Raw genomic sequence first — 13,390 nt, 5'->3', positions numbered from 1 at the left:
TTGAATCCTATGAAAAATCTGCGTGGCGCAGGATCGCTCCGTTCTGTCCAAGGCGCGGCATCGCTCTCGCGAAGCGCCGCTCGGAACCATGCGTCCAGCAGGCTTTCCGGCGGCATTTCCGCCTGCGGCATCCGTCCCGCCTGCTCTCTCAGCTCCACGAGCCGCTGCTCCAGGTAACGGTGCAGCAGCGGAATCGGCGGCTCGCTGTCCATTTCTTCTCCGCTTCGCTTGCGCCGCAGCAGCTCTTCGACCGTGTCCTTCAGCTCTCCAGCCGGCAGCAGCGCTTCGATCAGCTCGCGGAACGCCACCGGCGGAATGCCTCCGCGCTCTGCCAGCCACTGGCAGGCGAGCACCGAACGCAACACGTAGAAGTACTTCTTCAGCCGTACCCGCTCGCCCTGCAAGTAATCGCGGAAGTTGCCTTCCCCAAGATGGAGGTAGTGATGGATCGAGCTTCTTGGCGAATACAGGTCCGGCGTCATCTCGCGCATGCTGCCGACAACCGTGCCCCATTCGAGATAGCGGATCGGCGAATGCAGCCACTCCAGCAGCGGCGGGTTGGACTTCGCGAGCAGCTGAAGCGCTTTGCGGATGTCCCACCCGCTGAGGTCCAGCTGCGCCGAGATCGGCCGCTCGATGACGTCGCGTCCCGGATGCACGCTCAAGTACCACTCCGTCGGATGCGCGTACAGGAAGCGCACGTCGTAATCGCTGTCCTGCGAAGGAAAGCCCCAGGCGCGGCTGCCTGACTCGCAGGCGTATAGAATGCGGACCTTTTCTTCCGACTCGATGCGCTTCAGCTCGGTGTGGATGCGTTCTTCGGGGATCATGGTCGTCGCTTCCTGCATCTTCCTCGTCCTCTCTCCGCTTTCCGCGGATTCCGTGCCACCATCATGCCTCATTCCAGCGGCGGGCACCAGGGCGGAAGTATGGCGAGGCCGTCGGCCAGAAAGCCATCTGGTGCGATTAATCATACAAATAGGTTGATTCTATATTCCTAATGCGCCGCAAGAGCCTCTCCCCCTTGACCTCGACTTGATTTTGCCGCAACGAAAATAGAGGAAAGCCAAAAAAGCGCATGGAAACTCCATGCGCTTTTTGCTGCAAGCCCGCTCCATCCCCTTTACCGCCGCAGGCTGCCCGTGCTCACGACGCCGTACCGGCCGAGCAGCTTGCGTCCGAGCAGCGCCACCGCGCGGTCGGTGACGAAGCCCATCAGCCCGAGGCTGATGAGGCCGACGAAGATCCAATCCGTGCGGAAGAACAGCCGCGAGTTCCAGATGAGATAGCCGACGCCTTCGTTGGAGGCGATCATCTCCGCGCCGATGATCGCCATGAACGACGTGCCCATCGCCAGCCGGATGCCGGTGAACATGTACGGCACCGTCGCCGGAACGACGACATGCCGCACGATCTGCCAGTCGGATGCGCCCATGCTGCGCGCGGAGCGGATCCGGTCCTCCTCCACGGACAGCACGCCGGTAAGCGTATTGAGCAGCACGATGAACAGCGTCGCGTACAGGATGAGCATCACCTTGGACGTCTCGCCGATGCCGAACCAGATCAGAAACAGCGTGATGAACGCGATCGGCGGGATGAAGCGGATGAAGTTCAGGAACGGCTCGGCGAAGGCGCGGATCGCTCCGACCCGCCCGATGAGCAGGCCGAGCGGAATCGCGATCAGGCTGCCGAGGCTCCAGCCGAGCAGCACCCGGGAGAAGCTGATGCCGATGTACGACGGCAGCGTGCCGTCCGCCAGCAGCTCCCAGCCGCCGCGCGCCGTCTGCGCCGGCCCCGGCAGGATTTCCGGCCCGTAGGCCGAGGCGAGTCCCTGCCACAGCGCCAGCAGCCCCGCCCAGAAGGCGAGCTGCAGCAGGACCCGTTTCGTCTTGTCCGTGATGGTCATGGCCGTCTCCCCCTATTCGTCGAAATGCCCCTGGATGCGCGCATGCAGCTCATGGAACGCCGGGTCCGCGATGTCGCGCGGATAGGCGAGCGCCACGTCGTAGATGTCGCTGATGCGCGAGGACGGGCCGGGCGACATGATGCCGATGCGCCCGCCGAGCAGCAGCGCCTCCTGGATGTCATGGGTGACGAAGATGACCGTCTTGCCCGTATCGCGCCAGATGCGCACGAGCTCCCGCTGCATCGTGCGGCGCGTCATCGCGTCGAGCGCTCCGAACGGCTCGTCCATGAGCAGGATCGCCGGATCGTTGGCCAGCACGCGCGCCAGCTGCACGCGCTGCTTCATGCCGCCGGACAGCTCGCGCGGAAACTTGTCCTCGTGGCCCGTCAGGCCGACGAGCCCGATGTACCGGTCCGAGATGGCGCGGCGCTCCGGCGCCTTCGTCTTTTTCATGCGCAGCCCGAACTCGACGTTCTCGCGCACCGTCAGCCACGGAAACAGCGACGAATCCGCCTGCTGGAACACGACCGCCCGGTCCGGTCCCGGCCGCTCCACCTCGCGCTCGCCGACGCGCAGCCGTCCGCTCGTCTTGGCAACGAAGCCGGCGATGAGGCCGAGCAGCGTCGACTTGCCGCAGCCGCTCGGGCCGAGCAGGATGAAGAACTCCCCGCTCCGCACCGTCAGATCGACTTCGCGGAGGATGTGCTGCGGCTCGCCTCCCCCCGCATGCGGGTAGCTCTTGCTCAGCTGATGGATGTCGATCTCATGGCCCGCCTCCGCCGCTTGCCGCTGCTGCGCCGCTGCCGGCTCCGACGTGTGCGCCGTCCTCATCGCTGCCGCCTTCGCCGCCCTTCTCTCGGCCGCTTCCTCCGCTGCCTGCCCCTGCGCCTTCCTCATCGCCGTACCCATCCGCCCATCGCCTCCTCTATTCCTTCAATTCGATCACGCGGTCCGGGAATGCCGCCCGCACGAGATCCAGCTTCAGCTTGCCGTCCAGGTCGAAGTCCTGCTGGATGATGCCATTGTCGACCATGTACTTCTTCTGGCTTTTCAGCCCTTCGTAGGCTTTTTCGGTGAAGCCGATGCTCCACGGGTTTTTCGGCAAGTCCTTGAGCGTCGCTTCCCGCGGCTGCTTGACCGTCTTGTAAAGGATGTCCGCCGTCTCGTCCGGATTCGCCTGGGCGTAGGACGACGCTTCGTCGAGAGCTTTCAGGAATCCGGTCACCGCCTCGGGCTCCTTTTGCAGCAGCTCGTTCGTAGCGATCAGGCCGGTGCCGAGCCGGACCGGCGTCTTGGACATGTCGCTCAGCTCATGGACGCCTTCAATCGCGGAGAATTTCTCGTGGTTGATCGCGCCGAATACCCAGACCGCGTCGATCTCGCCCTTGCGCAGCGCCACGTACGCCTCGTCGAGGCCGCCCTGGCCGATCAGCTTGACGTCATCCAGCTTCAGCCCCTGCTCCCCCAGATAGACGTCCCACAGGTAAGGCAGGAACGTGCCCCGCAGGAAGCTCAAGCTCCGGCCCTTCAGATCGGCGCCGCTCTTCACGTCCGGCCGCACGAACAGCTTCCAGTCGCTCGCGCTCAGATCCGTCGCCGTGCCGGAGGAGGCGAAGATCGCATAATCGCCCTTGCTCACCGCGTTCAGCAGCGGGAAGTCCGCGCCGAAGGCGACGTCGACCTGCTTGATGAACAGCGAGTTCACGCCCTCGGCCGGCGTCGCGAACGTCACGAGCTCGGCGTCCACGCCATGCTTCTCGAAAAAGCCCTTCTCCAGCGCGACGCGGAACGTGATGTTCGTGGAGATGTCGGCGATCTTCAGCTTCACCTTGTCGACGCCGCTGCCCTCGGCCTCGCTGCCGCAGCCGGACAGCAGCAGCACGAAGAGCGCGGCTGCGGCGAGCGTCCCCGCCAGCCGGTTCAGTCGGATTCTCATGTCGGATCCTGCTCCTTTGCCTCTTCCTTGGCGATCGTCTCGTCGATGCGGGCGACGCATAGCGCGCCTTCGCCGTACTCGGCCGTGCCCTCGACCTCGACGACGGCCGCCGGTCCGCGTCCCGCCGCCCCCGGCAGCCGGAAGTCCGCGACGTCGAGCGGCTCGATCGCCGTCTCGACCGGACGCTCCGCCTGCGGCGCCCACTCGTACGGCGCGCGGTAGGCGCGGTACACCATGTTGGAGTTGCGCTTGTTTTTATAAGGGGAGATGTACTCCCAGACGAGCTCATGCTCGCGCGTCACCTCGAAGATGCGGCCGTCCGCGCCCTCGGTGATGAGCGTGTTTCCGTTCGGCAGCCGCTGCGCGCTGCTGATGTACGGGCTGTAGAACCGGTACGAGTCGAGCGGAGCCTGGAAGCCGGCCTCGGTCGGCGTGTACTGCCACTCGATCTGCAGCGTGACCGGGTTGATCTCCAGGATGCGCGAGTGGTCGCGGCGGGCGACCTTCACGCCGTCCGGCGCCTCGGCGTTCGGCGCGCCGTAGCCGCCCCAGCCGCCGTTGTCGAAGATAAGGATGTTGCCTTCGCCCGGCAGCCCCTGCGGGATGAGATGGGCGTGATGCTGGCCGATGATCCAGCCGATATGCGCCAGCTCGCCGGAGTAGTCCGGGCCGAGCTTCCAGACGATGCCGCCGGTCTTCTTGTCGATGATGGCCGTGATGTTCGTCTCCCGCGCGTCCCAGATGATGTTGTCCGGATGGAACCGCTCGTCGCCCGCGTCATAGTGCTTGTTCGGGCCGAGGACCGACGCCGAGTTGATGTGCATCCAGTCGCCGGCGAACGTGCCGAAGCCGCGGGTGTTCGGGTCCCGGCGCAGCGCTTCGCGCGCCGCCTCGTCGAAGCCGAGCTCCTCGAAATGGTCGCTGACCGCCCATTCCCAGACGACGTTGCCTTCCCAGTCGACCTCGATGATCGTGTCGTCGAGCAGCTCCTTGTCGGAAATTTCCGGCTTGGTCACGTTTTTATGCGCCAGGATGAGCGTATGGCCGGAGTCGGTCTTCGGCTCCAGCCCCGGCGCGTAGTAGCCGACCGGATTGCCCTCGCGCTGGTAGTCATGGTGCTGGCGGGCCATCCACTGCGGCGCGTTCTCGGGATCCTCGATGTATTCGTAGCGGTCGAATTTCCAGACGACGTTGCCGTCCCAGTCGACCTGCACGAGATTCTTCTCGTCCTGAAAGCCGTAGCGCGGATCGCGCTCGGCCGTGCTGCCGAGCACATAGCCGCCGGGGAACAGCTTGTTCGGGAATCCCCGCAGCCCTTTCCACAGCCGCACCTCGCGGCCGTTCATGTCGATCAGCAGCGCGCCGGTGTCGGCCGCCTGGAAGATCGTGTAGCCGCTCCAGGCTTTTTCGGGCAGATAGACCGTCGTGCCGGTCGGATAGATCGTCGGATGTCCCATGTTCATTCTCCTTGTCGTGTGGGGATGGTGGGGATAGTGGCGGTGCAGGCGATCAGTAGCCGATGAAAGGACTGCGGCGCTGCGGCGCGGCCGGCTTGGCCGGCGGCTCCGGCAAGGCGGACGGTGATGCATCCGGTACGGGAGCCGGCGATGCGGACGGTGATGCATCCGGTGCGGCAGCCCGTGCGGAGGCCTGCTCGTGCCGCTCTGTCACCCGCTCGGCGAAGCCGTCCAGCCGCTGCAGCAGCTCGCGGAACAGCTCGATGCGCAGCTCCAGCTCGGCTGGCCCGAGGCCGCCGAACAGCAGCTCGACCGTATGGGCGCCCGCCTCGCGGGTGCGCTCCAGCAGCTTGCGGCCGGCCGGCGTGATCGCGAGCGCGATTGAGCGGCGGTCGGAGGCGCTGCGCCTGCGCTCGGCGTAGCCGGCGCTCTCCAGCTTGTCGCAGAGGGCGGTCACCGCGCCGGAGGTGAAGTCCAGCCGCTCCGCCAGCTCGCCGAGCCGCTGCTCGCCCTCCTGCAAAATCGTGCCGAGCACGAGCAGCCCCGGCAGCGAGACGCCCTCCAGCGCAATCTTGTCGCGCTCCTTGACGAAGCGTCGGACGAGCTTGCGGAACAGCCAGTCGGCTTCGAGCTTGAGCTCCTCGCGGTCGGGTGCTGGCGATGGAACTTGGCGATTGTCATTAGAGTCGCTCATGCCGCTCCTTTCCTCGGACCGACGGATGGATGCAAAAAGGCTCCCGCGCCTTCCCCGAGGTCGGGTTAAGGAGCGGGAGCCTCTGGCGGTCCAGTCGGCAGCCGAAATTAGTTTGGCCGTAAGATAATGAATGCTCGTTGAACGATCGTCCATTGAATGAACGACGGTTGAATGAAGCCTGAAGCAAGAATAAAACAAGTTAACCAAGTTGTCAACTTGGTTTTTCAAGACGACAAGCAAAAAGCCTCCCAGCGGCCTTAAAGGCTCAGGCAGGAGGCTTTATCTTGGCTGTCATCGGGCTTTCGTCCGCCACATAGTCAACCTCTTGTGATATAGTTTTAGTTGACTAATCCAGGAAAGGCGGACTGCCCATGACCCCCATCGAGCTCCGAGGCCATCATCTGCTCTGCCTGCTCGGCTATCGCGGCAAAGGCTACTCCGACGGCTTCTGCGCCAACATGACCGGCATCTACGAACGGCTGCGCCGGGACCCGGAGACGACAATCCGGCTGACCGTCGGCCCGGATGCCGTCTGCGCGGCGTTTCCCGCCGACCAGCCCTCGCATTGCGAAAATGCCAGCGTCTACCGCAAGGACGCCGAGATCGCCGGGCTGGTCGGCATGCAGCCCGGCGACATCTGGAGCTGGAGCGCGATTTGCGAGGCCGTCGCCGCGCGCGTGCGGCCGGACGACATCGCGACGATCTGCCGCGACTGCCGCTGGGAACCGTACGGCCTGTGCCGCGAAGGCGTCGCGCATATCCACGCCGATCCGGATCGGCGGCTGCGGGAGCTGCCGGAGGGATGAGCCCGAATCGAAAAAGAGCCGGGAGCCCGCAGGCTCCTGGCTCTTGAACCGTAACTGACCGAACAGGGAGAGGCGGCGCCGTATCCGCGCGCGCCCGTCCGATGCGTTTCGGCTAGAAGCGGTAATCGACCGATGCGGCCATGATGTCGGCAAAGTCGGCATCTCCCGGCTTGACGTCGGTCCACACCTGCTTCGCCTGCGTGTTGCCGCTGCGGCCAAGCAGGGAGTTGAACAGGCGAACCGTCTCCACCCGCGTCAGCGGCTGGTTCGGATGGAACTTGCCGTCGGCATAGCCCGGCAGCCAGCCGCGGGCTTCTGCGGAAGCGATTGCCGCTGCCGCCCAGTGGCCGGCGGCATCCGGGTAGCTCGGCATGGCGGCGGCCTGCTCTTGCTTGCCGTAGACGTTGAGCAGAATCTGCGCCATCTCCGCGCGCGTCACGGCGCGGCCCGGACGGAAGCCGCCGTCGCCGGAGCCGTTCATCCATCCTTGTTCGGCAACAATGGCGATGTCCTTGCCGGCCCAGAAGCCGGAGGGCACATCCTTGAAGCTTTTGGCGTCCGTCGCTGCCGATGCCTTTTTATCCATCGTGCGGCTCAGGATCGCCGCGACTTCCGCGCGGGTGACGCTGCCTTGAGGCAAGAAGCTTCCGTCCGGATAGCCCTTCATATAGGCTTTGTATTCGCCTGCTGTCGGAGCAGGCGTCGGCGTGGACGTCGGCGCTGCAGTCGGCGTCGGAGACGCGCTCGGAGACGGCGTCCATGCCGGCAAGCTCGCGCCCGGCCCGCTCGTTTCCGGCGATTCCGTTTCCGGCGATTCCGTTTCCGGCAATTCCGTTTCTGGCTGCGACTTCGTGCGGAAGGCGGCGATGTCGCCATAGGTCCGGCCTTCCTGGCTGTCCCCATACGCGCGGAATTCATACCCGGTGCCCGGCTTGAGCAAGTCCAGCTTGACGGAGATGCTGCCTGGGCCTTGGCCGCCGTCAATGACGATCCATGCCGCTCCGTCCGCCTGCTCGCGGTATTCCATGCCGCGGCGCGACAGCGTTCCCTGCGCCGAGCCTTCGATGCGGGCCGACGTTTCCGCCACTTCGCTGGCGGCGCCGGTCACTGCAGCCGGATCGTACCAGGCGCGGTAGTTCAGCACGGTCAGCTTGCCGCCGTGCATGTCGTCGACGATCGACACATGCGGGATGCCGTCGATGATCTGCAGGCGCAGCTCGGACGCGCCGCCGGCTGTGAACTGCGCGGCGCCAGCCGTCACCCACTCGGAGCCGTTCAGCTTGCGCACCGTAATTTTCCCTTGATCTTCAAAAGCGACATAAAGAACCTTCGCCTGCATATCTACCGCGACGTCCGCCAGCTTCGCCGGCTGCGCCAGCACAGGCGGCAGATTGGAGGCGGACCATTTGCGATTGTTCCAGTCCCAGATCAGGACGGAGACGCCTTTGTCATCCATCGACAGAGCCATCGAGTCATAATTGTACTTGAACGGAATAAGCGCGCTGCCGGCCGGAGAAGCCGCCGCCGCGCCGCTGAGCTTTTCCCAGTTCATCGACGGGTAATACACATAGCCATACACGTTCAGAACGCCGTTTTCAAAAGCGCTGACGGTAAAATACGCGGCGAACGTATCGATGATCGACAAGCCGCTGACGCGGCCGTCGCTGAAGCCCGGCGTGCCGAAGCTGCTCCACGCTGCGCCGCTCCATATTTTCATCGTCGCTTTTCCGTCTGCCGCCGCATCCGCGTACACGAGCGCCGGGCCGTCCCAGTCCATGCCCATTGCCAGCGCGCCACGCTCCCCGGCCAGCGCCGAGCCGGCCGATGGCATGGAAGTCCAGCTGCCTGCCTCGTATGACGCCGCCTTCACGGTGCCATCGCCGTCGATGAAGGAAACGTACAGCTTTTTATCATCGGGATTCACGCTGTTGAATGCCGCCTGGACGTTGGATACATGGCTTCCGATGAAGCCTGGGGCGCCGACATAGGTCCAGACGCCTCCCTCCATCTTCATGACCGACAGCGCTCCGTCCGCAGAAGCATCAGAGAAGGCGACGTAAGGAACGTTGACCGCATCGTAGAAGAAGCGATGCTCGCTGCCGGGCTCCGGCGTGAAGCCGGCCGGACCGACGAGCTGCCACTTGTAGTCGACGACATGGACGTAGGCGCTCGCCTGGACTTCGGCGGCATTGGCGAACGCTTCGCAGGAATCGCCCCCCGGCTCGACGCTCGCCGGCATTGCCCGGCGATCAAGCCTCGGACAAAGCGGCGTTCCCTTGAACAGATAGGTCCCTTTCCGGGCGCCGTCGAAAGCCGGCGTTCCCGAATCCCACTTGACGTCCAGCAACGCTTCGACGCCATCCTCGAAGCTGAACTCGACCCGCTTCGGCAGCTTGCTCTTCGCCTGCTCCAGCGTCGTGCCGACGACGACCGTCCGATCCTCGACCGGCGCCGCCCCGGTCATCTCGATGAGCGGCATGTTGATGATGAAGCGCGGGTCATCCGTCGCCATTTCTTCATAGCGGACGGTATTGCCGTCCGGCAGCTCGGCCGCTCCGCGGATGATGATCTGGCCGCCGGTCTCGTACTGCTTGTATCCGCTCAGCCGGCTGTCCCACTCGTACGCATTGAGATTCCAAGACACCGGATAGAGCTCCGAAGTGCCGTCGGTGAAATGAGCCCGCACCGTTTCCGGCATCAGCTTCTTCACCTCGTCCAGCGGCGTGCTGCGCGGCAGATCGAGTTCAAACGGCTCGAACCACGACAGCGTCCGATAGGCTTGGAATGCAGCTGCATTCGCGCAAAGAGCAACCGATTCGCCGTCCTTTTGCAGGCAAGCGGAATACTGATACGACTTGCCCGGCGTCAGCCCGCTGATCTGTCCTTGGAACGCGAGGCCCGCGGCGGCCGGATCGGCCGGCACCTTCTGTCCGTTCTGCGGAATTCCGGAAACGACATATTCGTCGACAAGGAAAAACCGCTCGTAATCCGGGCCCATATAGACTTGGTCCGAGACCGTCCCGTTCAGGACCGCCGACGTGCCGTTCTCGACCGCGTTCTCCGTCACGACTTTGTCCGAGAGCACGACCTGGGGCTGCGGCGGCACCGCCAAGGCAGATGCCGCGCCGAAGTTCCAGCCGGTACAGAGCAAGGCGGATGCGAGCAGCAGCTGCAGCCAAGGCTTACGTTGTTGATGTTTGATGTCCAAGTTGTTTCCCCCTAAAGCATGCTGTTGACCACCGACATATATCGGCATTGATCGACAAAAGCATTAGAAAAGAGAAGGAGCCGAATCACGCGCGAAATGGTATGATATTCGAGGGCTCTGCATCCTTTCATCCATTCGCAGACGCCGCCGCCATCATCCCGCATAACCGAATCGAGGCCAGCACCGATGAAGAAATTCCAGAAATTCTATATCGAAATCACGAGCGTCTGCAACTTGGCCTGCCACTTCTGTCCGCCGACGCTGCGGGAAAAAAGCTTCCTGAAGCCCGAGGACTTCGCCAAGCGGCTGGACGAGATCAAGCCCTATACGGATTCCGTCTACCTTCATGTAAAAGGCGAGCCGCTGCTGCATCCGAAGCTCGACCAGCTGCTCGACATCAGCCACGACAAAGGCTTCAAGGTGAACATCACGACGAACGGCACGCTGATCGAAAAAAACAAGGCCAAGCTGCTCGGCAAGCCGGCGCTGCGGCAGATGAACTTCTCGCTGCACAGCTTCGACGGCCATGCCGGCTCCACCGACAAGGAAGCGTACGTCACGACGATCCTGACGTTCATCCAGGAAGCGCTGGCGTCGACGGACGTCCTGTTCTCGCTCCGCCTCTGGAACCTGCGCAAGGACAATGCGACCAATCTGGAGCTGAAGCGCAACCGCGAGGTGCTGGCGATCATCGAGCGCGAGCTCGGCCTGACGGAGCCGATCGAGGAGCAGTTCAAGCGCGGCTCGGGGCTCAAGCTGGCCGACCGCTTCTACCTGAACCAGGACCACGAGTTCGAGTGGCCCGACCTGAACGCCGAGGAGGATGACGGCAAAGGCTTCTGCCACGGCCTGCGCAACCAGGCCGCCATCCTGGCGAACGGCACCGTCGTGCCCTGCTGCCTCGACGGCGAAGGCATCATCAACCTTGGCAACATCAATCAGGCGAGCTTCTCCGACATCATCCAGGGCGATCGCGCGCAAAAGCTGTATGACGGCTTCTCCCGCCGCGAAGCGGTCGAGGAGCTGTGCCGCAAATGCGGCTACCGCAAGCGCTTCGGCACGTAGGCCGGGCTGCCGCTTCAGCGAGGCGCGCCCGCACCCGCTTGGCCGTCCCGCTTGGCCGCCGGCGGATCGGCGGGCGGACTTGGTCTGGAGGATGCTCCGAGGCGCGGCGAGCAAACAGCAAAAAAGCATGGCTCCCTTGAAAGGGAACCATGCTTTTTTGGGCTTGCGCCCTTTCCAGCCCGATCGGGGACTCGCCGCCGTCCCGGCAGGACGGCGACGGACGCCCCATCGCCTCAGACCGGCTCCAGGCTGTCCAAAATCTCCGCGAGGCTGAGCTCGGCGCAGGCCATCGACGTATCGGCCGCGCCGTAGTACATGCGGACGACATCGCCGTCGACCAGCGCGCCGCACGAGAACACGACGCCGCCGAAGAAGCCGTCCGCCTCGTAGGCGGCATCCGGCTCCAGAATCGGCCGGCCCGAGCGGGCGACGACCCGGGACGGATCGTCCAGGTCGAGCAGCACCGCGCCCATGCAGTAGCGGTGGTCCTTGGTCGCGCCATGGTACAGCTCCAGCCAGCCGCGGTCCGTGCGGATCGGCACCGCGCCGCCGCCGATGCGGCCGCTGTCCCACATGCCGTCGCGCAGCCCGATCAGATGCCGGTGGTTGCCCCAATAGAGCAGGTTGTCCGACTCGGCGATCCACATTTCCGGGCGGCCGCAGCTTTTGGTCGTCGGCCGGTGCAGGGCGTAATGCTTGCCGCCGATGCGCTCCGGGAAGATGAGCACGTCCTTGTTGTCCGGCCCGAAGATCATGCCGTGATGCTCCATGGTCTTGAAGTCCTTGGTCGAGACGAGCGACTCGCCGATGCCGACCGGCGACACCGCCGAGAAATAGATATAGTACGTATCGCCGATCTGCGTGATGCGCGGATCCTCGATGCCGAAGCTCTCCAGCGGCTGCGACGGATAGATGAACGGCTCGTCGTCGATCGTGAAATTCCGTCCGTCGCGGCTGCGGGCGATGCGCAGGTACGACAGCGACGTCAAGTATTCGAAAGCCGGCGCCTGGTCGCGCCGCACGATGACGCGCGGATCGGAGAAGTCGTAGCTCTCGTCGTCCTTGCGGATCGGAACGAGGTCGAGCTCGCCTTTCTCCACGTTATAGACAGGGGCCAGCACAACGGACGGATCCGGGCTGATCGGCCGCTCCGCCACGCGCAGCAGCAGGATGACCTCCCCGCCGTACTCCGCCACCCCGGCGTTGAAGGCGCCGATCACCTCGAAATCGTCGCGATGCGGCTTCACGTCGGCCGGCGTCACCAGCGGATTTTGCTCATATCGGTAAACATTCATGCGTAGCAGCTCCTTCGTGGTCTAAGCTGTGCAGGCTCTCGCTGCATGCCGCCCGGGCTCTTACCGGCCGGCGAACGGGTCCGGAATGTCCAGCGTCTGCGCGTCGGCGTCGCTGGTGCCCGCGTATAGCACGGCTCTGCCGTCGCCGCCGCGGATCAGGCCGCCGCTGAACACGACATCCTCCAGATCAGGCCGCTTGGCCGGGCCAGGCAGGAAGTCGCGGCGCTCGCCGATCAGGCGCAGGCCGCTCCAAGCCTCCGACGCCGGATCGAACTCGAACGCCATCGGATAGTAGTGGCGATCGCCCGCTTCATCGAAGCAGGCGATATGGCCGAGCACGCCGATGCGGCCGCCCGGCAGGAGATGGGTCTCGTTGGCTCCGCCCCATTCGCCCTCGGCGAACTGTCCCTCGAGCAGCGGAGCTTCGTCGATGGCCCGGACCGTCAGGCCGTCCAGCGAGCCGACGCGGACGTAGCCGATCTTGCCGCGGCCGCCCTTCTCGCCCTGAGGCCGCGTGAACACGCCGACGCCCCCGTCCGCAAGCTCCGCGAGGCGGATGTCCTTCATGCCGTCCGGTCCTTCGAAAAAGCGGCGCAGGTCGCGGAGGCCCTGGCCCCGGTAGAGCACGGTCCGCCACATCAGCGCGTCGGCCCGCTCGGGATGCGGGAAGATCTCCACGCCGCCGACGACGAGCTCGCCGCCGATGCGGCTGTGGAACGGGTCCTGCAGCCGCAGGACCGGCGCTCCCTCGATCGGCAGCCAGGCGCCGTCCGTTTCGGCGAAAAAGACGATGTCGGAATGCTCGCTGTCGCGCGACTCGACGCGTCCGGGAAGAACCGTCCGGCCCTCGTCCTCGAACGGGGCGGCGATGTTGTAGACGTCCTTGCCGCCGACGCCTGCGAACGGGATGCGGCGCGGCTCGCGCGCGGCGGGGCCGGCGGCCCGATATTCTCTCAGCAGCTCGGCGCATGGCGCCGGAGCCGGTTGCAGCTGGCTCATGAATCCATTCTCCTCCCGCGAAGC

The 13,390-nt window shown here is 64.7% G+C and carries 10 protein-coding genes and 1 pseudogene; 2 read left to right on the top strand and 9 right to left on the bottom strand.

The window, feature by feature from the left end:
• Positions 1-92: 92 nt before the first annotated feature.
• The 6 genes and pseudogenes from H582_RS30940 to H582_RS27245 all read right to left on the bottom strand — a co-directional run.
• Positions 93-830, bottom strand: a pseudogene (locus H582_RS30940) (nucleotidyltransferase domain-containing protein); the annotation flags it as partial.
• Between the two features lie 293 nt (positions 831-1,123).
• A complete protein-coding gene (locus H582_RS0112255) occupies positions 1,124-1,906 on the bottom strand; it encodes an ABC transporter permease (protein WP_084137155.1) in 783 nt (260 codons plus the stop codon).
• A gap of 12 nt (positions 1,907-1,918) precedes the next feature.
• A complete protein-coding gene (locus H582_RS0112250; protein ID WP_052333202.1) occupies positions 1,919-2,737 on the bottom strand; it encodes an ABC transporter ATP-binding protein in 819 nt (272 codons plus the stop codon).
• Between the two features lie 94 nt (positions 2,738-2,831).
• The gene (locus H582_RS0112245) at positions 2,832-3,842 is read right to left on the bottom strand and encodes an ABC transporter substrate-binding protein (RefSeq protein ID WP_028598761.1); all 1,011 of its coding nucleotides are present in this window, start codon (positions 3,840-3,842) and stop codon (positions 2,832-2,834) included.
• Positions 3,839-5,299 (bottom strand): aryl-sulfate sulfotransferase, encoded by a 1,461-nt coding sequence (locus tag H582_RS0112240; RefSeq protein WP_028598760.1) that lies wholly within the window; start codon positions 5,297-5,299, stop codon positions 3,839-3,841. The genes H582_RS0112245 and H582_RS0112240 overlap by 4 nt, the downstream gene beginning before the upstream one ends.
• 52 nt (positions 5,300-5,351) lie before the next feature.
• Positions 5,352-5,993, bottom strand: coding sequence for a MarR family winged helix-turn-helix transcriptional regulator (locus tag H582_RS27245; protein WP_084137153.1), 642 nt, complete (start codon positions 5,991-5,993; stop codon positions 5,352-5,354).
• A gap of 371 nt (positions 5,994-6,364) precedes the next feature.
• Between H582_RS27245 and H582_RS0112230 the strand changes: the two genes are divergently transcribed.
• Positions 6,365-6,799, top strand: a complete 435-nt coding sequence (locus H582_RS0112230) for a DUF1284 domain-containing protein (RefSeq protein WP_028598759.1) — start codon at positions 6,365-6,367, stop codon at positions 6,797-6,799.
• A gap of 112 nt (positions 6,800-6,911) precedes the next feature.
• On the opposite strand, the gene H582_RS30060 is transcribed toward H582_RS0112230, so the two are convergent.
• A complete protein-coding gene (locus tag H582_RS30060) occupies positions 6,912-10,007 on the bottom strand; it encodes an S-layer homology domain-containing protein (RefSeq protein ID WP_052333179.1) in 3,096 nt (1,031 codons plus the stop codon).
• 186 nt (positions 10,008-10,193) lie between these two features.
• Between H582_RS30060 and H582_RS0112220 the strand changes: the two genes are divergently transcribed.
• The gene (locus H582_RS0112220; RefSeq protein WP_028598758.1) at positions 10,194-11,072 is read left to right on the top strand and encodes a radical SAM/SPASM domain-containing protein; all 879 of its coding nucleotides are present in this window, start codon (positions 10,194-10,196) and stop codon (positions 11,070-11,072) included.
• Positions 11,073-11,305: 233 nt separating this feature from the next.
• Here H582_RS0112220 and H582_RS0112215 read toward each other — a convergent pair whose 3' ends face one another.
• The gene (locus H582_RS0112215; RefSeq protein ID WP_028598757.1) at positions 11,306-12,367 is read right to left on the bottom strand and encodes a BtaManbiosPhlase; all 1,062 of its coding nucleotides are present in this window, start codon (positions 12,365-12,367) and stop codon (positions 11,306-11,308) included.
• 60 nt (positions 12,368-12,427) lie between these two features.
• Positions 12,428-13,366, bottom strand: a complete 939-nt coding sequence (locus H582_RS0112210; RefSeq protein WP_043111226.1) for an MTP-1 family protein — start codon at positions 13,364-13,366, stop codon at positions 12,428-12,430.
• Between the last annotated feature and the right edge of the window lie 24 nt (positions 13,367-13,390).

Origin of the sequence: Paenibacillus pasadenensis DSM 19293 (genome assembly GCF_000422485.1) — a bacterium.
Classification (GTDB): Bacteria; Bacillota; Bacilli; order Paenibacillales; family Paenibacillaceae; genus Paenibacillus_O; species Paenibacillus_O pasadenensis.
This window is presented reverse-complemented; position numbering and strand designations above follow the sequence as displayed.

Coding starts and splice junctions, on each gene's coding strand:
- H582_RS0112230 (WP_028598759.1), top strand. CDS start 6,365: ATGACCCCCATCGAGCTCCGAGGCCATCATCTGCTCTGCCTGCTCGGC.
- H582_RS0112240 (WP_028598760.1), bottom strand. CDS start 5,299: ATGGGACATCCGACGATCTATCCGACCGGCACGACGGTCTATCTGCCC.
- H582_RS0112210 (WP_043111226.1), bottom strand. CDS start 13,366: ATGAGCCAGCTGCAACCGGCTCCGGCGCCATGCGCCGAGCTGCTGAGA.
- H582_RS27245 (WP_084137153.1), bottom strand. CDS start 5,993: ATGAGCGACTCTAATGACAATCGCCAAGTTCCATCGCCAGCACCCGAC.
- H582_RS0112220 (WP_028598758.1), top strand. CDS start 10,194: ATGAAGAAATTCCAGAAATTCTATATCGAAATCACGAGCGTCTGCAAC.
- H582_RS0112255 (WP_084137155.1), bottom strand. CDS start 1,906: ATGACCATCACGGACAAGACGAAACGGGTCCTGCTGCAGCTCGCCTTC.
- H582_RS0112245 (WP_028598761.1), bottom strand. CDS start 3,842: ATGAGAATCCGACTGAACCGGCTGGCGGGGACGCTCGCCGCAGCCGCG.
- H582_RS0112250 (WP_052333202.1), bottom strand. CDS start 2,737: ATGAGGACGGCGCACACGTCGGAGCCGGCAGCGGCGCAGCAGCGGCAA.
- H582_RS0112215 (WP_028598757.1), bottom strand. CDS start 12,367: ATGAATGTTTACCGATATGAGCAAAATCCGCTGGTGACGCCGGCCGAC.